The sequence below is a fragment of the Micromonospora sp. NPDC049282 genome, assembly GCF_043197045.1.
Classification (GTDB): Bacteria; Actinomycetota; Actinomycetes; order Mycobacteriales; family Micromonosporaceae; genus Micromonospora.
Map to the genome: position 1 here is coordinate 119,734 of NZ_JBICSL010000004.1, position 21,602 is coordinate 141,335.

At 75.0% G+C, this 21,602-nt stretch carries 12 protein-coding genes; 3 read left to right on the forward strand and 9 right to left on the reverse strand.

Annotation, left to right across the window (positions count from 1 at the left end):
• Position 1: 1 nt before the first annotated feature.
• From ACGFI2_RS09865 to ACGFI2_RS09875, 3 genes are read right to left on the reverse strand one after another with little or no spacing between them, the layout of a single operon-like run.
• A complete protein-coding gene (locus ACGFI2_RS09865; RefSeq protein WP_393513510.1) occupies positions 2-5,029 on the reverse strand; it encodes an amino acid adenylation domain-containing protein in 5,028 nt (1,675 codons plus the stop codon).
• On the reverse strand, positions 5,026-11,499 hold the full coding sequence (locus ACGFI2_RS09870) for an amino acid adenylation domain-containing protein (RefSeq protein ID WP_393513513.1): 6,474 nt from the start codon (positions 11,497-11,499) through the stop codon (positions 5,026-5,028). The genes ACGFI2_RS09865 and ACGFI2_RS09870 overlap by 4 nt, the downstream gene beginning before the upstream one ends.
• Positions 11,500-11,510: 11 nt before the next feature.
• Complete coding sequence (locus ACGFI2_RS09875) at positions 11,511-12,479, reverse strand: ferritin-like domain-containing protein (protein WP_393513516.1); 969 nt, start codon at positions 12,477-12,479, stop codon at positions 11,511-11,513.
• A gap of 79 nt (positions 12,480-12,558) precedes the next feature.
• Here ACGFI2_RS09875 and ACGFI2_RS09880 point away from each other — a divergent pair, with 79 nt between their 5' ends.
• Positions 12,559-13,845: a condensation domain-containing protein gene (locus ACGFI2_RS09880; RefSeq protein ID WP_393513519.1), complete on the forward strand. Its 1,287-nt coding sequence runs from the start codon at positions 12,559-12,561 to the stop codon at positions 13,843-13,845.
• A 68-nt stretch (positions 13,846-13,913) separates the two neighbouring features.
• Here the strand turns inward: ACGFI2_RS09880 and ACGFI2_RS09885 are convergent, their stop codons facing one another.
• On the reverse strand, positions 13,914-15,440 hold the full coding sequence (locus ACGFI2_RS09885; RefSeq protein WP_393513521.1) for a GMC family oxidoreductase: 1,527 nt from the start codon (positions 15,438-15,440) through the stop codon (positions 13,914-13,916).
• A 78-nt stretch (positions 15,441-15,518) separates the two neighbouring features.
• On the opposite strand from ACGFI2_RS09885, the gene ACGFI2_RS09890 reads away from it, so the two are divergent.
• Positions 15,519-15,914 carry a VOC family protein gene (locus tag ACGFI2_RS09890; RefSeq protein WP_393513524.1) on the forward strand — a complete coding sequence of 132 codons (396 nt, stop codon included), beginning with the start codon at positions 15,519-15,521 and terminating at the stop codon, positions 15,912-15,914.
• On the opposite strand, the gene ACGFI2_RS09895 is transcribed toward ACGFI2_RS09890, so the two are convergent.
• Both ACGFI2_RS09895 and ACGFI2_RS09900 read right to left on the reverse strand, forming a co-directional pair.
• Positions 15,893-16,981 (reverse strand): acyl-CoA dehydrogenase family protein, encoded by a 1,089-nt coding sequence (locus ACGFI2_RS09895; protein ID WP_393513527.1) that lies wholly within the window; start codon positions 16,979-16,981, stop codon positions 15,893-15,895. The genes ACGFI2_RS09890 and ACGFI2_RS09895 overlap by 22 nt on opposite strands.
• 34 nt (positions 16,982-17,015) lie before the next feature.
• Entirely contained in the window at positions 17,016-18,173 is a 1,158-nt protein-coding gene (locus tag ACGFI2_RS09900; RefSeq protein WP_393513530.1) for an acyl-CoA dehydrogenase family protein, read from the reverse strand.
• Positions 18,174-18,251: 78 nt separating this feature from the next.
• On the opposite strand from ACGFI2_RS09900, the gene ACGFI2_RS09905 reads away from it, so the two are divergent.
• Positions 18,252-19,091, forward strand: coding sequence for an acyl-CoA thioesterase (locus tag ACGFI2_RS09905; protein ID WP_393513533.1), 840 nt, complete (start codon positions 18,252-18,254; stop codon positions 19,089-19,091).
• A 7-nt stretch (positions 19,092-19,098) separates the two neighbouring features.
• Here ACGFI2_RS09905 and ACGFI2_RS09910 read toward each other — a convergent pair whose 3' ends face one another.
• Genes ACGFI2_RS09910 through ACGFI2_RS09920 form a run of 3 tightly spaced genes read right to left on the reverse strand, consistent with a single transcriptional unit; the run spans position 19,099 to position 21,586 of the window.
• Complete coding sequence (locus tag ACGFI2_RS09910; RefSeq protein WP_393513536.1) at positions 19,099-19,863, reverse strand: ABC transporter permease; 765 nt, start codon at positions 19,861-19,863, stop codon at positions 19,099-19,101.
• On the reverse strand, positions 19,860-20,633 hold the full coding sequence (locus tag ACGFI2_RS09915) for an ABC transporter permease (protein ID WP_393513539.1): 774 nt from the start codon (positions 20,631-20,633) through the stop codon (positions 19,860-19,862). Before ACGFI2_RS09915 ends, ACGFI2_RS09910 begins: the two co-directional genes overlap by 4 nt.
• On the reverse strand, positions 20,630-21,586 hold the full coding sequence (locus ACGFI2_RS09920) for an ATP-binding cassette domain-containing protein (protein ID WP_393513542.1): 957 nt from the start codon (positions 21,584-21,586) through the stop codon (positions 20,630-20,632). The genes ACGFI2_RS09915 and ACGFI2_RS09920 overlap by 4 nt, the downstream gene beginning before the upstream one ends.
• Between the last annotated feature and the right edge of the window lie 16 nt (positions 21,587-21,602).

Sequence of the window (21,602 nt, forward strand, 5' to 3'; positions counted from 1 at the left end):
GTCAGCCCTCCCTGGCGATCGCGCCGGCCCAGCCGGCCGGGTCGTCCGGCACCCGGCGCACGGTCAGTTCGCCGAGGCACACCTCGCGCCACCACGCCACGCCGGCCTGGTCCGGCTCGCCCGGGCAGAGCAGCGTCACGTCCCCGGCGTACGGCGAGCTGGCGTACGCGTCGCCGGGCACCGGATCGGCGACCGCCAGCCCGGTCACGTCCACCCCGGACTCGGTGAGCTGCCGGGCCAGCTCCAGCGCCAGCGCCCCGGCCTCGCCCCGACCCACCACGGTCAGCGGCTCCCCGGACAGGTGCCCGGCCAGGTCGGCGGCGTAGTCGGCGGCGAGCCGCTGCACCAGCGGCGCCGGGTCCAGGCCGGCGTAGCGGTGCAGGCCGCCGTCGGCCACCCCCCACACCGCGCCGCCGACGGCGAGCGGCGCGGGCAGACCGGCGTACGGGTCGAGCCGGCCGCTGCCGTCGTGCACCAGCACGTACCGGGGCGGGCCGTCACCGGCGAGCCGGGTCACCTCGACCGCGCCGGCGTCCTCGCCGTCGTCGGGAGCGGCGGTCCCGGCCGTGACCGCGAGCCGCTCGGCCAGTGCACCGACGGTGGGATGTTCCAGGATGGTCCGCAGCAGCTCGTCGAAGAAGACCCCGGACGCGGCCGGCACCCGCTCGGTGAGCTGCCCGGCGAGCTTCGCGGCGAGCAGGGAGTCACCGCCCAGCGCGAAGAAGTCGGCGTCGCGGCTGACCCGGTCGACCCGCAGCACGTCCGCCCATTCGGCCGCGATCTCCTCCTCCAGCCCGGTGCTCGGCGCGGCGCCGCCCGTCTCCGGGCCGGCCGTGGTGGCCGCCACCAGCCGGCCCACGGCCGCGCGGTCCAGCTTGCCGTTGGCGGTGCGGGGCAGCTCGTCGACCACCTGCAACACGCTCGGCGCCATGTAGTCGGGCAGCCGCTCGGCCAGGTGCGTCCGCAACTCGTCCGGCACCACCCGACGCCGGTCCGCCTTCACCCGGGCGGCGATGATCCGCATCCCGAGAGCGGCCATCGGATCGTCGGGCGCGGGCAGGTCCAGCACCGGCGCGGCGCCCGCCCCGGTGAGCAGGACCCGCCACTCGTCCGCGTCGAGGAACGTCCGGTCGGTGCCGCGCCGCAGGTCGGCGAAGTCACCCAGCTCGTCGTCGAGCCGCACCAGCAACTCCAGCGACGTCATGATCTGGTAGTGCTCCCGGGTCATCTCCAGCAGCACCAGATGCCCGCCCGGGGCGAGGATGCCGCGCAGCCGGGCCAGGGTGGCCGGCACGTCCCGGGTGGCGTGCAACACGTCACCGGCGATCACCAGGTCGGCGCTGTTCGGGGCGAGGCCCTGCCCGGCCGGGTCGGCGTCGAGGTCCAGCGCGGCAAAGCGCAGCCCCGGCCGGTCGCCGAAGCGCTGCCGGCCGGCCTCGACGAAGAACCCGGACAGGTCGGTGTAGAGGTAGTCGACGTCCAGCCCGTCGAGCGCGTCGAGGACGGCCGCCGTGGTGCCACCCGAACCGGCGCCGACCTCGACGATCCGCACCGGCCCCGGCAGCCGCTCGACCAGCGCCCGCACCGCCGACGCGGCGACCGCGTTGGCCCAGCGGTTGAACAGGGCGCCGGCGTAGAGGTGGTCCGACACGGCCAGCTCGCCGGCGGGGAAGAGCAGCGCCAGCGGGTCCTCGTCGTCGCGCAGCAGCGCCGGCAGCGCCGCGGCGCTGCCCTGGAAGTAGCGCACCAGCTCGGGCGCCTCCCCCACCTCGGCCGCCCGCCGCGCCGCCGCGTCCCACGCCCGGGCCGCCGGTGACAGCGTCCGCACCAGCCGGTACGCGTCGTCGTCGCGCCGCAGCACGCCGGAGTCGGTGAGCGCCCGCAGCCAGCGCCGCAGCAGCCGGCGGTGCCGGGGCGCGACGCCGGTGGCCGCGTACACCTCGGCCGGCGGGTGCGGGCGGTCGTCGAGGAACAGGCCGGCCGCGCGCAGCGTGTCCAGCATGGCGGCCAGGCCGAGCCGGTCCAGGTCGTGCAGGTACGCGGCGTACCCGTCCAGGTCGGTGCCGGCGACCACGGCGGCGCCGGCGGCGGCGGGTCCGTCCGGGTCGACGGACGCGGCCGGTCCGGGCTCCACGGCGGCCGGCTGGACCACGGCGGCCAGCTTGCGCTCCAGCGGGCGGTCCCCGTCCACCACGGCGACCGCCGCGCCGACCGCGGGATGGGCGAGCAGCGCGGACTCCACCTCGGCCAGCTCGATCCGGTGGCCGCGGACCTTGACCTGGAAGTCCTCCCGGCCGAGGAACTCGATCACCCCGTCGGGCCGGTATCGGCCCAGGTCACCGGTGCGGTACAGCCGCCGCCCGGTGACCGGGTCGGTGACGAACCGCTCGGCGGTGCGCTCGGCGTCGCCGAGGTAGCCCAGCGCCAGCCCGGCGCCACCGATGTACAGCTCGCCGGTGACCCAGTCCGGGCGCTCCCGCAGGCCGGCGTCGCGCACGTGCCAGCTCTGGTTGGCCAGCGGCACGCCGTACGGGATGCTGGGCCAGGACGGGTCGACCGCGCCGACCGGGTGGATGATCGACCAGATCGCCGCCTCGGTCGCGCCGCCCAGGCTGACCACGGCCAGGCCGGGCACCAGGCCGCGGATCGCATCCGGCAGGGTCACCGGGATCCAGTCGCCGCTGAGCAGGGCCAGCCGCAGCGACGGCGTGCGCACCATCGGCGCGGCGGCGAGGTAGTCGGCGAGCATCTGCAACTGCGCCGGCACCGAGTTCCAGAGCGTCACCTCGTGGCCGGTCACCAGGTCCGCCCAGTGGGTGGGGTCGCCGCGCCGCTCGGGCGCGGGCAGCACCAGGGCGGCGCCGAGGGCGGGCGGACCGAACAGGTCGTAGACGGACAGGTCGAAGCCGAGGTTGGCCAGGCCGAGGATCCGGTCGTCCGGGGTCACGTCGAACCGGGTGTTGATGTCGGCCACGGTGTTCAGGGCCGCCCGGTGCGTGATCATCACGCCCTTCGGGGTGCCGGTGGAGCCGGACGTGTGGATGACGTACGCGAGGTCGTCGGGGCCGGCCAGGCGCGCCGGCAGGGCGGCCGGCGCGGGACCGTCGCAGTCGTCCACGGCGATCACCCGGACCCGCTCCGGCCAGCCACCGTCCGCGCGGCCGGACTCGGTGAGCACGAAGCGCACCGCCGCGCCGTCGAGGATCAGGTCGCGGCGCGCCGGCGGCTGGTTGGTGTCGATCGGCACGTACGCGGCGCCGGCGAGCAGCGCGCCGAACACCGCGACGACCTGCCGCCAGCCCTTGTCGGCGACCACCGCGACCAGGTCACCGGGGCGGCAGCCGGCCTCGGCGAGCCGGGCCGCCACCGCGCTCGCGCGACCGGTGAGCTGCCGGTAGGTCAGGGTCGCGTCCGGGGCCACCACGGCGACCCGGTCCGGGGTGCGCAACGCCTGCGCGAGCACGCCCTCGTGCAGCAGCCCGTCGGGCAGCGGCGCGGCGGTGTCGTTGACCTCGGCCCGCCGGCGGGCGCTCGCCGCCGGCAGCGCGACCGGGGCGAGTTCCTCCCACGCCTCGTCGGTGCCGGCCAGGCGGCGCAGCAACGCCGTGTACGCGGCGAACATCTCGTCGACCACGCCGTCGGGGAAGACGCCCTCGCGGACGTCCCAGTTGGTGGCGAGCCCGCCGGAGCGTTCGATGTTCTGGCAGTCGATCCAGACCTGCGGCGTCTGGCTGATGCCGTAGCCCAACTCGCCGAAGCCCTCCACCCCGGTGTCGCCGCCCAGCCCGATCGCGCTGGTGAACACCACCGGCATGAGCGCGGCGTCGGGTCCCCGCCGCCGGGCCACCTCGCGCAGCACGTCGACGCCGGAGAACCGGCGGTGGTCCAGGTCGGACCAGAGCTGGGCCTGGAGGCGCTTGGCCCGCTCCTGCACCGGCGCGTCCGGGTCCTGCTCCACGGCGAGCAGGCTGACCGAGGTGAAGTCGCCGACGATCCGGTCCACCTGCGGGTGCGTCGGCGTGCGGTCGAGCAGGGTGACGTCGACGCTGAAGCGCGGGTGGGTGCTCCAGGCGGCGATCACCTCGGCGTACGCGGCGAGCACGGCGCCGGACGGGGTGATGCCGTGCCGGCCGGCACGCTGCCGCAGGCCGGCCCACTCGGCCGCGTCGAGTCGCAGGTCGAGGCGGCGGAACCGGGGCGGGGCGGCGAGCGCGTCGGGGCGCAGCGGCAGCTCCGGCGCGGGCGGCAGGTCGTCGAGGCGGGCCAGCCACCAGTCCCGGTCGGCGTCGCGGCGGGGCCCGTCGCGCAGCGGCGCGGTGGCCAGCAGATGGTCCCGGAAGGTCAGCTCCAGGTCCTCGCCCGGCGGGTCACCGGCGTAGCGGCGGCCCAGCTCGTCGAGGAGCAGGTTGATGCTGACGAAGTCGCAGACCAGGAAGTCGATCGAGAAGTGCAGCACGCTGCGCCGCGGGCTGCGGGTCACCCGCAACGTGAACAGCGGCCACCGCTGCGGGTCGTAGCGGTGGTGGTCCAGCTCCGCCCGGATCCCGGCGACCGCCTCGACGAAGCCGTCCGGGTCGGCGTCACGGACCTCGATCCGGTACGGCGGGACGTCGGGGCGTACCTGCTGGGAGCCGTCGCGGTCGACCACGGCGCGGAGCATGTCGTGCCGGGCGACGACCTCCCGCCAGGCGTGTTCGAGGCGGTCGACGTCGAGGTCGGTGAAGCTCAGCTCGCCGTAGCCGTGGCAGCCGATGCCGCCGTAGGCGAACGTGTCACCGCGTCCGAGCAGGTAGGCGCTCTGCACGTCGGTGAGCGGGAACGGCTCGTACCGCTGCTCGGGGTGCGGCACGGCGGCGGGGACGGCGGCGTCGCGCACCGCGGCCAGCACCTCTTCCCGGTGCTGGCGCAGCGCCGCCCGCCGCTGGTCGGTGAGGACGCCGGCCGGGGCGCGGAAGCGGAGCTGGCCGTCCTCCTCCCAGAGTCGGACACCGAGTTCCGCCAGTTCGGCGAGAAGGTCCTGCCCGGTCATATCGCCCCTTCCTCGTACGCGCCGGCGGCGTCCTGCACGGCGCTGGCCAGGTCCGCGATGGTGGGTCGGTCGAACAGCCCGCGCATCGGCAGGTCGACGCCGTAGCGGTCGCGCAGCACGGCCAGCAGGCGGGTGGCGAGCAGGCTGTCCCCGCCGAGGCCGAAGAAGTTGCGGTTGCGGCCGGGCGTCGGGCAGTCCAGCAGCTCGGCCCAGAGCGCGCCGAGTTCGGTCTCCAGCCCGGGCCGGGGCGGCTCGTCGGGGGGCGCGCCGTCGCCGGTGGCGAGCAGCCGGGCCACCGCGCTGCGGTCGACCTTGCCGTTGGGGGTGAGCGGGAGCTGGTCGAGGACCGTGACGTGCTCGGGGATCATGTAGCCGGGCAGCCGGTCGGTGAGGAAGGCACGCAGGTCGTCGGTGTCGACCCGGTGGTGGACGGTGACGGCGGCGGCGAGCCGGCGAATGGCGGCACCGACCGCGACGGTGACGGTCTCCCGCACCGCGGGGTGGTGCAGCAACGCGGCCTCGATCTCGCCGAGTTCGATGCGGTGGCCGCGGATCTTGACCTGGTGGTCGGTGCGGCCGAGGAATTCGAGGGTGCCGTCGGGCCAGTAGCGGCCGAGGTCGCCGGTGCGGTACCACCGGGTGCCCTGGTGGACGACGAAACGCTCGGCGGTGCGCTGCGGGTCACCCCGGTAGCCGGCCGCGACGCCCGCGCCGCCGATCCACAGTTCGCCGGGCACCCAGTCCGGGCAGTCCCGGCCGCGCCCGTCCACCACCCGGTACCGCTGGTTGGGCAGCGGATGGCCGTACGGGATGGACCGCCAGTGCGCCGGCACCTCGTCCACCTCGCACGCGTTCGACCAGATCGCCGCCTCGGTGGCCCCGCCGAGCGCGACGAGCCGTGCGCCGGGCCGGCAGGCGGTCAGCCGGTCCCGCAGGTCCAGCCCGACCCAGTCGCCCGAGACCAGCGCGAGCCGCAGCGCCGCCAGGGGTTCGTCGCCGGCGGCGGTGAGCAGCATGTCGAGCAGCGCCGGCACGGTGTTCCAGAGCGTGACCCGGTGTTCGGTGGCCAGGCGGAGCCAGGCGCGGGCGTCGCGGCGTTGCTCCTCGGTCACCACCACCAGCGCGCCGCCGGCGCCGAGCAGGCCGAAGACGTCGAACACCGACAGGTCGAAGTCCAGCGCCGACACCGCCAGCACCCGGTCGTCCGCGCCGATGTCGAAGCGCCGCCGGATCGCCTCGATGGTGTTGACCGCGGCGGCGTGCGACACCTCGACGCCCTTGGGCTCCCCCGTCGACCCCGACGTGAAGATCACATACGCCAGCGCCGCCGGATCGCCGTCCACCGGCCGCTCCAGCGCCGGTCCACCGTCCCCGCCGGCGTCCAGGCCGCCGGCACCCACCAGCACCTTGGCTCCCGCGCGGCTGAGGATCCGCTCCCGGCGAGCGGGCGGCTGGTCCACGCCCACCGGCACGTACACGCCCCCGGCGGCCAGCACCGCGAGGACCGCGACGATCTGGTCGGCGCCCTTGGGCAGGCACACCCCCACCGCGTCACCGGCGCCGACACCGGCCCGGACCAGCGCGCCGGCCAACCGCGACGACCGCTGCGCCAGCTCCCCGTAGGACACCGACACGCCGTCGCCCAGCACCGCCGGGCGGCCCGGCTCCCGCCGCGCCCACCCGAAGAACCCCTCGTGCAGCAGGCCGGCCGGCAGCGCCGTCGCGGTGTCGTTCACCCGGTCCCGCACCGCCCGCTGCGCCGCCGGCAACCCCACCGACACCGGCCGCGACCAGTCCCCCTGCGCCAACCCGCGCAGCAACTCCAGGTAGGCGTCGAACATCGCCTCGGACACCCCGGCCGGGAACAGCTCGGCCACCAGGTCCCAGTTCACCAGCAGGCCGCCGTCGCGCTCCATGACCTGGTTGTCCAGCCACACCTGCGGGGTCTGCGAGGCGCCCCAGATCTGCTCGCCGAACGGCAGGTCCATGGTGACCAACTCGTCGCTGATGCCGAGCGCGCTGGTGAAGACCACCGGCATGGCCGCCGCGGGCGCCCCGGTGCGGCGGGCGATCTCCCGCAGCACCCAGAGGGCGGACACCCCGTGGTGCTGCATGCCGTCCCACATCCGCTCCTGGAGCCGGCGGACCAGGCTCAGGAAGTCGTCGCCGGTGGCGGGCCGGTGCGGCACGAGCAGCAGCGAGGTGAAGTCGCCCAACACGTGGTCGATGTCGGGGTGGACCTCACGGCGGTCGAACAGGGTCAGGTTGAGCGTGAGGTCCCCCCGGCCGCTCCAGGCCGAGAGCACCTCGGCGTACGCGGTGGCCAGCACCGCGGCCGGGCTCACGCCGTGGGTACGGGCGGTGGCCACGAGAGCGGTCCACTGCCCGGGGTCGAGGCGTCCCTCGTGCCGGACGAAGCGGGGCGCGTGGACCCGGTCCGGGTCGACCGCCAGCGGCAGTTGCGGCGCGGGCGGCAGCTCGGCGGCCTGCGCCGACCAGTAGCGCCGGTCCTCGTCGACGGTGGCCTCGTCGGGCTGGGCGTGGAGCACGTAGTCCCGGAAGGACACCCCGATCGGGCGCAGCGGCGCGTCGAGGTCGGCGTAGAGCACGGACAGCTCGGCGAAGACGGTGACGATGCTCAGCGCGTCGAGCACGATGTAGTCGAAGCTGAACGCCAGGCGGACCCGGTTCTCGCCGTACCGGACGGCCTCGATGGCGACAAGCGGCCAGCGGGTCGGGTCGGCGACGCGGTGCGACAGCCGGTTGCGCAGTTCGGCAAGCGCCGCCCCGCCCTCGGTGACTCCGATGGCGACCTCGGGCACCTCGGCGAGGATGCGTTGCCGCCCGTCGGGGTCGATGACCGCGCGCAGCATCTCGTGCCGTCGCACCAGCCGGTTCCAGGCCACGGCGAGCCGGTCGAGGTCCACGTCCGCGCCGTCGAACTCCCAGTACCAGTGCGAGCCCACCTCGCCGAGCGCGAAGTCGCCGGTGCGCCCGATCCAGTAGGCCCGCTGCACGTCGGTGAGGGGGAACGGTTCGTGCCGGTGCGCGAGGTCCTCGGTGAGCGTGACGGTCGCGCCGGTTCCGCGCTCCAGCCGCAGGCCGGCGGCGAACCCGCTCAGCGTCGGCTCGGCGAAGAGCCGCCGCAGCTGCCCGCCGGCCAGCCCCGCCGTCCGCATCCGGCCGAGCAGGCGGGTGGCGAGCAGGCTGTCCCCGCCGAGGGCGAAGAAGCTGTCCGCGCGGCCGACGGCCGGTACGTCGAGCAGCTCGGCCCAGACGGCGGCCAGTGCCGTCTCCACCGGGCCGATCGGCGGCTGGACCTCGGTGGGCCGGTCGGCCCGGACGGCCAGCCGCTCGGCCAACGCCCTCCGGTCGATCTTGCCGTTGCCGCTCAGCGGCAGGTCGTCGAGAACCGCGACGTGCTCGGGGATCATGTGGGCGGGTAGGCGTTCGGTCAGGTATTCGTGCAGGTCATGGGCATCGTGGCCGGGGTGGGTGGTGATCGCGGCGGCGAGTCGGCGGGTGGTGGTGCCGATGGCGACGGTGACGGCGTCGCGGACGGCGGGGTGCTGGTGCAGGGCGGTGTCGATCTCGCCGAGTTCGATGCGGTGGCCGCGGATCTTGACCTGGTGGTCGGTGCGGCCGAGGAATTCGAGGGTGCCGTCGGGCCAGTAGCGGCCGAGGTCGCCGGTGCGGTACCAGCGGGTGTTGTCGCGTGCGACGAACCGTTCGGCGGTGCGTTCCGGGTCGCCCCGGTAGCCGTTGGCGACTCCGGCGCCGCCGATCCAGAGTTCGCCGGGCACCCAGTCCGGGCAGTCCCGGCCGCGCCCGTCCACCACCCGGCAGCGCTGGTTGGGCAGCGGATGGCCGTACGGGATGGACCGCCAGTGCGCCGGCACCTCGCCGACCTCGAAGACGGTGGAGTGGATCGCCGTCTCGGTCGTGCCGCCCAGGGCGACCAACCGGGCGTGCGGGCGCAGCGCGGTCAGCCGGGCCGCCAGGTCCAACCCGACCCAGTCGCCGCCGAGCAGCGCCAGCCGCAGGTGGGTGGTCGCGCCGTCGGCCTCCGCGGCGGTGAGCAGCATGTCCAGCAACGCCGGCACCGACTGCCAGAGCGTGACGTGGTGTTCGGTGGCGAGGCGGAGCCAGGCGCGGGCGTCGCGGCGCTGCTCCTCGGTCACCACCACCAGCGCGCCGCCGGCGCCGAGCAGGCCGAAGACGTCGAACACCGACAGGTCGAAGTCCAACGCCGACACCGCCAGCACCCGGTCGTCGGAGTCGATGTCGAAGCGGCGGCGGATCGCCTCGATCGTGTTGACGGCGGCGGCGTGCGACACCTCGACACCCTTGGGCTCCCCCGTCGACCCCGACGTGAAGATCACATACGCCAGCGCGGCTGGGTCGGCGTCCACCGGCCGTTCCAGCGCAGGCCCACCGTCGCCGTCCGGCCCCAGCTCGCCGTCGCCGCCGGGCCCCATGCCCCCGGCCACCGGTCCGACCGCAGGGGGCGCGCCGTTGCCGTCGGCGTGGATCAGCACCTTGGCACCGGCCCGAGCCAGGATCCGGTTCCTCCGCACCGCCGGCTGGTCCACGCCGACCGGCACGTACACGCCGCCGGCGGCGAGCACCGCGAGCACCGCCGCGATCTGCTCGACGCCCTTGGGCAGGCACACCCCGACCGCGTCCCCGGCACCGACACCCGCGCGCGTCAACGCCCCGGCCAGCCGCAACGACCGCTGCGCCAGCTCCCCGTAGGACACCGACACGCCGTCGCCCAGCACCGCCGGGCGGCCCGGTTCCCGCCGCGCCCACTCGAAGAAGCCCTCGTGCAACACACCCACCGGCAACGCGGCGGCCGTGTCGTTCACCCGGTCCCGCACCGCCCGCTGCCCGGCCGGCAACCCCACCGACACGGACCAGTCGCCGTCCACCAGCCCGCGCAACAACCCCACGTACGCGTCGAACATGGCCTCCGACACCCCGGCCGGGAACAGCTCGGCCACCACGTCCCAGTTCAGGTACAGGCCGCCCTCCCGCTCGGTGACCTGGTTGTCCAGCCACACCTGCGGGGTCTGCGAGCTGGTCCACACCGGGTCGCCGAAGCACGTCCGCACGTCCGCGCCGAAGAGTTCGCCGAGGCTGAGCGCGCTGGTGAAGACCACCGGCGCGAGCACCGCCCGGTCCGCGCGGTGGCGGGCCAGGTCGCGCAGCACGTCCACCCCGGCGTACGCGCTGTGCGCGACGTCGCGGGTGAACTGCTCGTGCAGCCGGCGGGCCCGGTCGACGAACGGCACCTCGTCGGTCGCGTCGACCTCCAGCAGCAGCAGGTTGGTGAAGTCGCCGCTGAGCAGCGGCACGTCCGGGTGGTAAGGCGTGCGGTCGTACAACGGCAGGTTGAGCAGGAAGCGTTGCCGGCTGCTCCAGGCGGCCAGCACCTCGGCGAACGCGGTGAGGAACACCATCGGCAGGGTGATGCCGTGCTCCCGGGCGCGGGCGGCGAGGCGGTCCCGGTCGGCGCCGGGCAGCCAGTGGTGGTGGCGGGTCACCCGGTGCCCGGTCACCCGCTCGGGCGCCACCGCGACCGGCAGCTCCGGGCCGCCGGGCAACCGCGGCAGCCGCTCCCGCCAGTAGGCGGACGCGGCCTCCCGCGCGGCCTCCCGGCGGCGGGCGTGCACGGCCAGGTATCGCGGGTAGCTGTAGTCGATCGGCGGCAGCGGCTCGTCCGGGCGGTCGTAGAGGCGGGCCAGGTCGGCCAGGAGCACCCGGAAGCTGTGCGCGTCGGCGACCAGCATCTCGATCTCGACGTGGATCCGGGTGCGGCCCTCGGGCAGCAGGCAGAGCTGGATGTCGAACACCTCGCCCCGGTCCACCCGCAGGCTGCGGTGCGACAGCGTGTCGCGCAGCTCGCCGAGACGCCGATCCCGCTCGGCCGGCGCCAGGTCGCGCAGGTCGTGCACGCTCAGGCCGGGCCACGCCCCGTCCGGGGTGATCCGCTGGCGGCCGTCGTCGAGGAACCGCGCCCGCAGCATGTCGTGCCGCCGCACCAGCGCCCGCACGGCCCGTTCCAGCCGTGGCGGGTCCACGTGCCGGCCGTCGAACTCGTTGTAGAAGTGCGCGCCCACGCCGCCGAGGGCCTGGTCCCCGGCGCGTCCGACCCAGTACGCGTGCTGCATGGTGGCCAGCGCGAACGGCGCGTCCGGGTCGACCGCCTCGTCGTCGGCCGGCGCGGGCGTCGGGTCGCCGCCGGGCGCGTGCGCCAGGGCGTGCCACTGCCGTACGGTCCGGTGCTCGATGAGCTGGCCGAACGTGAGGCTCGCGCCGGCGGCCGACCACTGCGCCGCCAGCCGCATCAGGCCGATCGAGTCCAGACCGCGTTCGAGCAGGTCGTCGTCCGGCGACACCGGCTCCTCGAGCAGCCCGGCGACGTCGCCGCACATGCCGTCGAGGGTCAGCGTGGTCAGCACTGGCATGTCCACTCCGGTCAGGCGCGAGGTAGGCGGATCGAGCGGTCGGCGAACCCGATGAGGTCGAGGCGTTCCAGCCCCGAGCGGACCCGGGGGGTCAGCAGGCCGATGTTGGCCAGGGCGGTGACCACCCGGGCGAAGATGGCCTGCCGATACTTGATCATCAGCTCGTTGTGCGCGGCGAAGTCGACGCCCTCGGCGCGGTCGACCTCGATGCGGTCCCACACGTCCTCGAGCAGGAACCGGCGCCGCATCAGGCTGGCCGACTCGAGCACCATCTCCTCCCGGTCGGCCCGCTCCGCGCTTGTCATCTCCGCGTAGATGCCCTCCAGCGACAGCACGCCGAAGGACACGTGCCGGGCCTCGTCGCGGGCCACCAGCCGGGTGATGTCGCAGATGAGGCGGTCGTGGAAGGTGCTGTTGGCCAACCGGAACGCGGCCATCGCCAGCGCCTCGACGATGATCTGCATGCCCAGCGCGGTGATGTCCCAGCGGGCGTCGGACAGCAGGTCCTCCAGCAGTTCGGCCAGCGCCGGGTTGATAGGGTACGGCTCGGGCACCTTTTCCCGCAGGTAGCGCGAGAACGCCTCGACGTGCCGCGCCTCGTCGGCGGCCTGACTGGCCGCGTAGTACTTGCTGTCGAGGTCGGGAACCACCTCGACCAGGCGGGCGGCGACGACCAGCGCGCCCTGCTCGCCGTGCAGGAACTGGCTGACCATCCAGGACTGCAGCTCCCAGCGGAACGTGTCCCACATCGGGCGACCGCGCGCGGCCAGCGGGGACGCCTCGAAGGAGGCCATGGCGAACGCGGAGTCGTCGGGCAACGGCTTACCGAACGGCACCGGGATCGACCAGTCCACGTCGGTGGTGGCGTTCCACTGCGCGCTCTTGGCCCGCTCGTAGAGGGCGAGCACCCGAGGCATCTCGGACTCGTACCGCCACGTCAGCCGAGCCGGCACGGGCGTGGTGACCGACAGACCAGACATGCGCCCAAGGTACCGACGAACAACACAAGATGCCAGACCCTTGATGACAGATACGCGGGCAGCCGGGTACCGTCGCAGCGTGGCGCCCCGACCTCTACCGGCCTCCGTCGGACAGCGACTGCTCGGCATCATCGACCACTACCGCGCCGACCACGGGGCGCTGAACTGCCCGCTGCTGTGCCGGGTGACCGGAAAGGTCGACATCGACGCCCTGGCGGCGGCGCTGACCGCGCTGACCGCCCGGCACGAGGCGCTGCGGACCACCTTCACCGGCCGTGGCCCCCGCCTGGCCCAGTTGGTGCAGGATCCCCGACCGGTTCCGCTGCCGGTGGTCGACCTGCGCGACGCCCCCGACCCGCGCGCCGCGGCGGACGCGGCCGTCGCGACGGAGCTGGCCACCCGGGTGGACGTCGGCGAGTGGCCCACCCGGGCCACCGCCTGGCGGGTGGCCGACGACGAGGTGGTCCTCTGCTTCACCATGCACCACCTGGTCACCGACGCCTGGTCGTGCGGGCTGCTCTTCGAGGAACTGCGCGCGCTCTACGCCCGGCACCTGGGCCGGCCCGCCGAGCTGCCCCCGGTGCCGTGGCAGTACGGCCAGTTCGTCTCCTGGCAGGAGGCCCGGCTGGCCGGCGCCGAGCTGGACCGCCAGCGGGAGTTCTGGCGCGCCCAGCTCACCGGGCTGCGGCTGCCCCGGCTGCCCTACCGCGACCCGCCTCCGGGCGCCACGCCGGGCGTGCTGGGCCGGGACCTCGACGCCGCCGTGGCCGGCGGGCTGCGGGAGCTGGCCCGGCAGCACCGCACCACGCTGTTCACCGTCACGCTGGCGGTCTACTACGCGGTGCTGCACCGGATCACCGGTCAGGGCGACCTCGCCGTCGCCTCGCTGTTCGCCAACCGCAGCCACCCGGACAGCCAGCGCACCGTGGGCTTCTGCGCCAACATGGTGGTGCTGCGCACCCGGCTGCCGCCGTTCGCCACCTTCCAGGCGCTGCTGGGGGCCACCCACGCGACCACCGCCGCCGCCTTCGCCAACCAGGAGCAGCCCTACCAGGCGGTCTCGACCGGCAGCGCCAACCTGGGCGGCCGGGTCGACGACGTGGTGTTCCAGATGATGGCCGAACTCGCCCACCGGGTCCCGGTCGCCGACGCCGACTTCGAGCTGCTCCTGCCCGAGGCGATCGGCAGCCGGTTCGGCACCGAACTGGCGATCGCGCCGCGCGGGCCGGGCCTGCGGGTGGTGCTGTTCCACACGCCCCGACTCGCGCCCGCCGACGCCCAACGGCTGCTCGACGGCTACGTGACCGCCGCGCGCACGGTGGCGGCCGACCCGCGGACGCCGCTGTCGAGCCTGCTGCGCCGCTGACCACCCGGCCGCGCCGGCGGGCCACCGGGCCACGCCGGCGATCGTCCTGTCGAACCCGGGCGGGCCGCTCAGCCGAGGATCAACTCGGCGCCGCGCTCGCCGATCATGATGCTGGTCAGCGCCGCCGGCGCCCGCAGCGGCACCGGCACCACGGAGGCGTCCACCACCCGCAGGCCGGCCACGCCGTGCACCCGACAGTGCCCGTCGACCACCGCCCCCGGGTCGCCCGAGGCGCCCATCCGGGCGCCGCCGACCAGGTTGAGCCGGCTGTAGGTGGTGTTGCGCAGCACGTGGTCGAGCTGCTCGTCGTCGCCCACCACCGCGTCGTCCACCAGCGCGAAGCGGGCGACGGTCTTGGTGAACGCCGCCTGGTTGGCGATCTCCCACGCGTGCCGGTAGGCGTCGCGCATCCGGGCGAGGTCGCCGTCGGCCGAATAGAAGTTGAGGTCGACGACGGGCGGCGCGGCGGCGTCGGCGGAGCGGATGCCGACGCGGCCACGCGACGCCATCGCCATGTCACCGATCATCACCGTGTTGATCAGGTCGGTGCCGACGAGCCGGTCCAGGCCCGCGCCGGCGCCGCGCGAGGTGCTCATCCCGGTGAACAGGCTCAGGTAGAAGGCCTGGTCGGCGGCGTGCCCCGGGATGCCGGCGAGACGCCCGATGAGCTGGGTGCGGGGCCAGTCGCCGCCGACCGCCTCGGGCTCGGGCACCACCAGGATGATCGCGCCCGGCTGGTCGATCACGTCGGCGCCCACGCCGGGCAGGTCCACCAGCGGGGTGACGCCGGCGGCCCGCAGCTCGTCGGCGGGGCCGATGCCCGAGCGCAACAGCAACGCCGGACTGTAGGGACTGCCGGCGCACAGCACCACCTCGCCCGCGCCGATCGTCTCACCGCCGACCCGCACCCCCACCGCCCGGCCGTCGGTGAGCAGGACCCGCTCGACCTCCGCGTCGCCCCGGACCGTCAGATTCGGCCGGGACCGGGCGGGGTCGAGGTGGGTGAGCGCGGTCGACATGCGCAGCCGGTCGCGCCGGTTCTGCGGATAGGTCCCGATGCCGACGGCCGCGGGGGCGTTCATGTCCTCCTGGTAGTCGTGCCCGAGCGCGAGCACCGCCTCCAGGAAGCAGTCCATCGCCGGGGTCAGCTGTCCACGCGACCAGCGGGTGATCGGCACCGGACCGTCGGCGCCGTGGTAGTCGCGGTCGCCGAACTGCTCGTCGCTCTCCAACCGGCGGAAGGCCGGCAGCACCGCCGGCCAGTCCCACTCCGGCAGGTCGCGACCCCAGGCGGCGAAGTCGGCCGCCGGCGCGCGCATCGCGCCCCGGTCGTTGATCCGCGTCGAGCCGCCGACCACCCGGCCGCGGCGCAGCGGCGCCTCGCGCCCGGCCACGACGGTGGCGCGCAGGTCCCAGTCGAAGCCGTCCTCCGCCTCCACCGAGCCGGTGCGCAACGCCTCCGGCCCGGCGTCACCGACCAGATCCGGCCCGGCCTCCAGCAGCAGCACCGAACGCCCGGGCTCCTCGCTCAACCGCGCGGCGAGCACCGCGCCGGCCGCTCCCGCGCCGACGATGACGTAGTCGTAGCGAAGCATGGGCACAGCGTAGCCGAAGATCCGACATGCCATGCGTAGCGCATGTGCTATCCGCGATTCTTCATTAGACTCTTCGGCATGAGCGCAGGCCCGGAAATCATCCCCACGCTTCGCTACCGCGACGCGCCGGCCGCCGTCCGCTGGCTGGTGGACGTCGTCGGCTTCCGCGAGGCCCTGGTCGTCCCCGGTCCGGACGGCACCATCAGCCACGCCCAGCTGACCTGGGGCAACGGCATGGTCATGCTCGCCTCCGAAACCGACGGCAGCGACGGGCGCCTGGTGCTCGAGACCGGCCCCGGCTCGACCTACGTGGTCCTCGACGACGTGGCCGCGCACCACGACCGGCTGGTGGCGGCCGGAGCCGAGATCGTGCAGAAGCTGCGCGACGAGGACTACGGCGGGCAGGGCTACTCGGTGCGCGACTCCGAGGGCAACATCTGGAGCTTCGGCTCCTACCGGCCCGGGGCGTCCTGACCGGTCGCCTCGTCCAGCAGCGACGCGGCCAGCTCGGCGCGCAGGTCGCTCACCGTCCCGTCGAACGTGGCCAGCCACCACGCCCGCCGATACCAGTGGTGCAGCGGCTGCTCCCAGGTGAAGCCGCTGCCCCCGTACGTCTGGACGGCGGTCTCGCAGGCGGCGGTCGCGGCCTCGCGCCCGGCCACCGCGGCGGCGGCGACCGCCCGGTCGGCGACCGGGCCCGGCTCGGCGTCGACCGACCAGGCGGCCCGGTAGGCCAGTGAGCGGGCCGTCTCGACCTGGCCGTAGAGCTCCGCGAGCGGGTGCGCCACCGCCTGGTTGGCGCCGATCGGCCGGCCGAACTGGGTGCGGGTGGTGGCGTGGCCGGTGGCCCAGGCCAGCGCGCGCGTCGCCACGCCGACGGCCTCGGCGGCGAGCAGGGTCAGCGTGCGCCGCCGGATCTCCGCGAGCACGTCCGCGCTCGCGTGTGCCGCGACCAGCGGCGTCGACGCCACACCTGACAGCTCCACCGTGGCGGCCGGCCGGGTCGGGTCCAGGCCCGCCGGCCCGGCGTCGCTCGGCGTCGGGCGCAGCGCGGCCGCGTCGACCAGGCGCAGCTCGATGCCGTCCGGGCCGGCGACGCCCACCACGAGGTCCACCGCCTCCCCCGCGTGCGGCACGGCGACCTTGCGCCCGGTGAGGGTGCCGTCGGGAGCGACCGCGCAGCCCGCGGTCCCGTCCCCCGGCCCGGCGGACCGGGCCAGCGCCAGCAGGCCGGCGAGCGTGCCGGGGCCGGGCTCCTCGGCCCAGGCCAGCGTGGCCGGCCGGCGCACCGCACGGCCGCCGGCCCGCAGCGCGGGGCCGGCCAGCCCCATGGCGGCCCACCAGGGCAGCGGGCTGCGCGCGTGGCCGAGCTGCTCGGCGAGCAGGGCCAGCTCGACCGTGCCCAGCTCGGGGTCGAGCCAGCCGAGACCGGTGACGTCCGCCCACGCCCGGTCGCCGTCGGCGCAGGCACGCTCGTCGGCGAGATACTTCGCCGCGGTGTCGCGCAACGCCTCCTGCTCGCCGGTCAGTGCGAAGTCCATGGCGCTGTCTCCTCCGGACGGGGTGGTCGGTGCGTCAGTACGACCTGGGCAGGCCGAGCACCCGCTCGGCGATCACGTTGCGCAGCACCTCCGAGGTGCCGCCCTCGATGGTGTTGGCGCGGCTGCGCAGCATCTCCCGCCGCCAGTAGCGGTCCCACCCGTCCGGCTCGCCACCGGCGGTGAGCAGCACGGCCAGCGCGGTCAGCCGCTGGTGCGCCTGCGACCAGCGCAGCTTGACCACGGAGGTCTCCGGCCCCGGCGTCCCGGTGCGCCGCAGTCCGGCCAGGGCGCGGCGGTTGGTCCAGCGCAGCCCCTCCAGCTCGACGTAGCGGGCGGCGATCTGGTCGCGTACCAGCGGGTCGGTGTCCCGGCCACGGGCCCGCGCGGTCGCGACCAGCCGGCGGAACGCCACCTCCAGCCGGGCGGTGAGCGTGAACCCGAAGGTGCCGCGCTCGTGGGCCAGCGTGGTCATCGCCACCCGCCAGCCGTCACCGATCTCACCGACCACCGCGTCGAGCGGCACCCGCACCTCGTCGAACTCGATCTCGGCGAACTCGGCCTCGCCGGTCATCTGCCGGATCGGGCGCACCGTCACGCCGGGCGTCCGCAGATCCACCAGCAGGCAGGACAGGCCACGGTGGCGGGTGGCGTCCGGGTCGGTGCGGGCGAGCAGCAGGCAGTGGTCGGCCAGGTGCGCGTAGGAGGACCAGAGCTTGCGCCCGGTCACCACCAGCTCGTCGCCGTCGCGGCGGGCGATGGTCCGCACGGCGGACAGGTCGCTGCCCGCCTCCGGCTCGGAGAAGCCCTGACAGAAGATGATCTCGCCGGTGAGGATCCGGGGCAGGTACCAGGCCCGCTGGGCGGGCGACCCGCAGGCGATGACGGTCGGCCCGACCATGCCCAGACCGATCACTCCGATGTGCTCACCCGCCTCGGCCCGGGCGCTCTCCTCCAGGTAGATCGCCTGGTGCACCGGGGAGAGCCCGCGTCCGCCGTACTCCACCGGCCAGGTCAGCCCGGCGTAGCCGGCCTCGTGCAGCGCGGCGCTGAAGGACCGGACGGCGTCGACGTCGTCCCACCGTCCCCGCGCCGGTGCGCCGTCCGCCCCGGCGGTCACCGGCACCGACCGGGCCAGCCAGTCGCGCAGCCCGGCTCGGAACGCGGCCTCCTCGGCGCTGTCACGCAGATCCATGCGCCGCATCGTACTCGTATCTGCTTTTGTTGTGCAGTATCTTGGTTCGACGGATGGTGCGCGGAGAGGGAGGTCCGGATGGCCAGTCTCGCGGACGACGCCGCGGTCGAGCGGACCGCGCCCGGTCGCTACCGGGCCAGCCTGGCCGAGGACTGGTCGGTGTGGGGACCCAACGGCGGCTACCTGGCCGCCGTCGCCCTGCGGGCCGCCGGCGACGCCGCCGGCGGGATGCTGCCGGTGAGCCTGAGCTGCCAGTTCCTCGCCCCGGCCCGCTACGGCGAGGCCGACCTCACGGTGGAACGGGTGCACGGGACCCGCCGCGCCGCCGCCTTCCACGTCACGCTGCGCCAGCGCAACCGGACGGTGCTCGCCGCGCACGTGTGGACCGTCGCGGACGGCCTGGTCGGCCCGGACCGCCGCTGGATGCCGGCGCCGGAGCTGCCCGCGCCCGACGAACTGCCGGCGCTTGTCGACCTGATGCGCCGCGACGGCCTGCCGGTGCTGCCGATCTGGGAACGCTGCTACGAGGTACGCCTGTCCGGCTGGCCCGCCGGTGGCTGGTCGCCGCAGCGCGACGGCGTGCCGACGGTGCGCGGCTGGCTGCGGCTGCACGAGCCGCTGCCGGCCGACCCGGACCCGTGGCTGGCCGCCGCCCGGCTGGTGTTCGCCGTCGACGTGGTGCAGTTCCCGGCCATCGTGCAGGCGTTCGAGCGGACCACGTTCATGGCCCCGAGCATGGACCTGTACGTGGGCTTCCAGGCCGGCGGCGACGCCGGCGAGTGGCTGCTGGTCGAGGGAGAGGCCGCCTCGGCCAACGGCGGCACCCTCGGCGCACGCGCCCGGGTCTGGTCCGACGACGGGCATCTGCTGGCCACCGGCGGCCAGCAGATGCTCTACCGGATGGCCAGCCCGGTCTGACCGGCCGTCAGCGGGCGGTGCGCCGGGCGAACCGGCGGACCGCCACCAGCAGGCAGACCCCGCCCAGCCCGACCACCCAGGCGAGCGTCTGCAGCACCGGCGCCAGGACCGGCCCGCCCGAGGAGAGCCCGACCAGCGCCTCGGTGGCCGTCGAGAACGGGTTGGCCCGCACCAGCGGCTGTACCACCGACGGGAACGCCGACACCGGCACGAACCCCGAGGAGAAGATGAACAGCAGCGTCGCCGGGCCGGTCAGCGACGGCGGCAGGGACTCCTCGTCGCCCGGACCCGAGCCGCGCCACAGCGCGATCGCCGCCCACATCGCGCCGAACAGCGCGACCACCGCGAAGAAGCCCACCACGGCCGCCGCGCCCTGCCGGAACCGGAAGCCGAGCAGCAGCGCCACCGCGGTGGTGAGCACGCCGATGATCACGATGCGCAGCACGTCACCGGTGAGCCGGCCGACCAGCAGCGCCCCCGGGCGCACCGGCATCGCCCGCAGCCGGTCGACCAGCCCGCCCTTGAGGTCGCGCAGGAAACCCACCGCGCTCGACGGCGAGCCGAACGCGGCGGTCGAGAGCACCACCAGCGGCGCGAGTCGCTCCAGGTAGTGCTGGCGGTCGCCGTCGCCGACGATGCGCCCGAAGACCGCGTACTGGGTGAGCAGGAGCAGGACCGGGAACGCGAACGAGTAGATCAGCGCCGGCGGGGCGCGGAAGAACCGGCGCAGGTTGCGCCCGGCGAACAGCGACGCCTGGGTGACAGTGCTCATCGGGTCCTCCGGAACGAACGAGCGGCGGCGAAGCCGAACAGCAGGCCCAACGCCAGCAACCAGACAAGCGCCGGCCACACCCGCTGGTCGGCGCCCTCGGTGGACAGCGCCCGCAGCGCGTCGACCTGGGCGGAGAACGGCGACGCCCGGACCACCGGCTGCAACCAGCCCGGGAACGCGTCGACCGGCACGAAGGCGGTGGAGACCGTGGTCAACACCAGATACGGCAGGGTGAGCGCCGAGTAGGCCTGCTCCGGGTCGCGGGCGCCCAGGCCCAGCGCGGCGCAACCGGCCGCCAGCACGACCGCGAAACCGACCGCCAACAGCACGAAACCCACCGCGCCGGCCGCGCCCGCGGTGAACCGGAAACCGACCACGACGGCCGCGACCAGGATCACCGCCACCGCGACGGCGGCCCGCGCCGCGTCCACCACCAGCCGGGCGGCGGGCACCACGGCCGCGCCCATCGGCAGCGTCCGGTAGCGGGCGATCAACCCGCTGCGGGCGTCACCGGCGACCATGTAGCACGCCGACATGGCGACCAGGACGGTGGTCTGCACGACGATCGCCGGCGGGAGGAACTGCTCGTAGGCGATCCCGTAGTCCGACATCAGCCGGTGGAACACCACCATGAAGCCGGCGAAGAACGTCAGCGGGAACACCACGGTCAGCCCGATCGACCGGCCGGCGCGCGCCTGCCGCAGGTTGCGCGCGGCAAGCACGGCGAACTGCCGCGCCGGACCGGCGGCCGGCGGGCTCGCGACGCTCACCGCCCGGCTCCCGCCGCGTCGGGTACGCCGGCGGCCGACCCGGTCAGCGACAGGAACACCTCGTCCAGGGTGGGTCGGCGCACCATCACGTCGTCGGCCTCGACGCCGGCGGACTCCAGCCGGCGGACCACCTCGGTCAGCGTGCCCGCGCCCGCCGCGACCCGCAGCACGTCGTCGTCCTCGGTCAGCTCCGGGAACGCCTCCCGCAGCCGCGCGGCGGCCGTCTCCCGGGCCCGCGGGTCCTCCACCCGCACCTCGCAGACCGCGCCGCCGAGGCGGCCCTTCAGCTCGTCCGGGCTGCCCTCGGCGACGACCCGACCGTGGTCGATGAGCAGCACCCGGTCGGCCAGCTGGTCCGCCTCCTCCAGGTACTGCGTGGTCAACAGCACCGTGGTGCCGTTGGCGCGCAGCTGCCGGACCACCTCCCACAACGCCCGCCGACTGCGCGGGTCGAGGCCGGTGGTCGGCTCGTCGAGGAACAGCACCGGCCGGTCGACCACCAGGCTCGCGGCCAGGTCGGCGCGGCGGCGCAGGCCGCCGGAGTAGGTGCGGACCGGCTTGCCGGCCACCTCCCCCAGGTCGAAACGCTCGACCAGCTCGTCGGCGCGGGCGGCGGCGGCCCGCCGGTCGAGCCCGAGCAGGCGGCCGAAGAGCACCAGGTTCTCCCGGCCGGTGAGCATCTCGTCGAGCGCCGCGAACTGGCCGGTGACGGCGATGCTGCGGCGGACCTGCGCGGCCTGGTCGACCACGTCGAACCCGGCGACGCGGGCGCTGCCCGAATCCGGCTTGAGCAGCGTGGTGAGACAGTGGATCGTGGTGGTCTTGCCGGCGCCGTTCGGGCCGAGCAGGCCGACCACCTCGCCGGGGCCGACGGAGAATCCGACCCCGTCGACCGCCGTCGTCGCGCCGAACGACCGGCGCAGATCGTGGACCTGGATCATCTGCTCTGACATCGCACCACCCTCACCC

What these genes read in the sequence shown, in the direction of transcription:
- ACGFI2_RS09900 (WP_393513530.1), bottom strand. Translation starts at nt 18,173, where the DNA reads ATGGATCTGCGTGACAGCGCCGAGGAGGCCGCGTTCCGAGCCGGGCTG.
- ACGFI2_RS09910 (WP_393513536.1), bottom strand. Translation starts at nt 19,863, where the DNA reads ATGAGCACTGTCACCCAGGCGTCGCTGTTCGCCGGGCGCAACCTGCGC.
- ACGFI2_RS09905 (WP_393513533.1), top strand. Translation starts at nt 18,252, where the DNA reads ATGGCCAGTCTCGCGGACGACGCCGCGGTCGAGCGGACCGCGCCCGGT.
- ACGFI2_RS09920 (WP_393513542.1), bottom strand. Translation starts at nt 21,586, where the DNA reads ATGTCAGAGCAGATGATCCAGGTCCACGATCTGCGCCGGTCGTTCGGC.
- ACGFI2_RS09895 (WP_393513527.1), bottom strand. Translation starts at nt 16,981, where the DNA reads ATGGACTTCGCACTGACCGGCGAGCAGGAGGCGTTGCGCGACACCGCG.
- ACGFI2_RS09865 (WP_393513510.1), bottom strand. Translation starts at nt 5,029, where the DNA reads ATGACCGGGCAGGACCTTCTCGCCGAACTGGCGGAACTCGGTGTCCGA.
- ACGFI2_RS09890 (WP_393513524.1), top strand. Translation starts at nt 15,519, where the DNA reads ATGAGCGCAGGCCCGGAAATCATCCCCACGCTTCGCTACCGCGACGCG.
- ACGFI2_RS09870 (WP_393513513.1), bottom strand. Translation starts at nt 11,499, where the DNA reads ATGCCAGTGCTGACCACGCTGACCCTCGACGGCATGTGCGGCGACGTC.
- ACGFI2_RS09875 (WP_393513516.1), bottom strand. Translation starts at nt 12,479, where the DNA reads ATGTCTGGTCTGTCGGTCACCACGCCCGTGCCGGCTCGGCTGACGTGG.
- ACGFI2_RS09885 (WP_393513521.1), bottom strand. Translation starts at nt 15,440, where the DNA reads ATGCTTCGCTACGACTACGTCATCGTCGGCGCGGGAGCGGCCGGCGCG.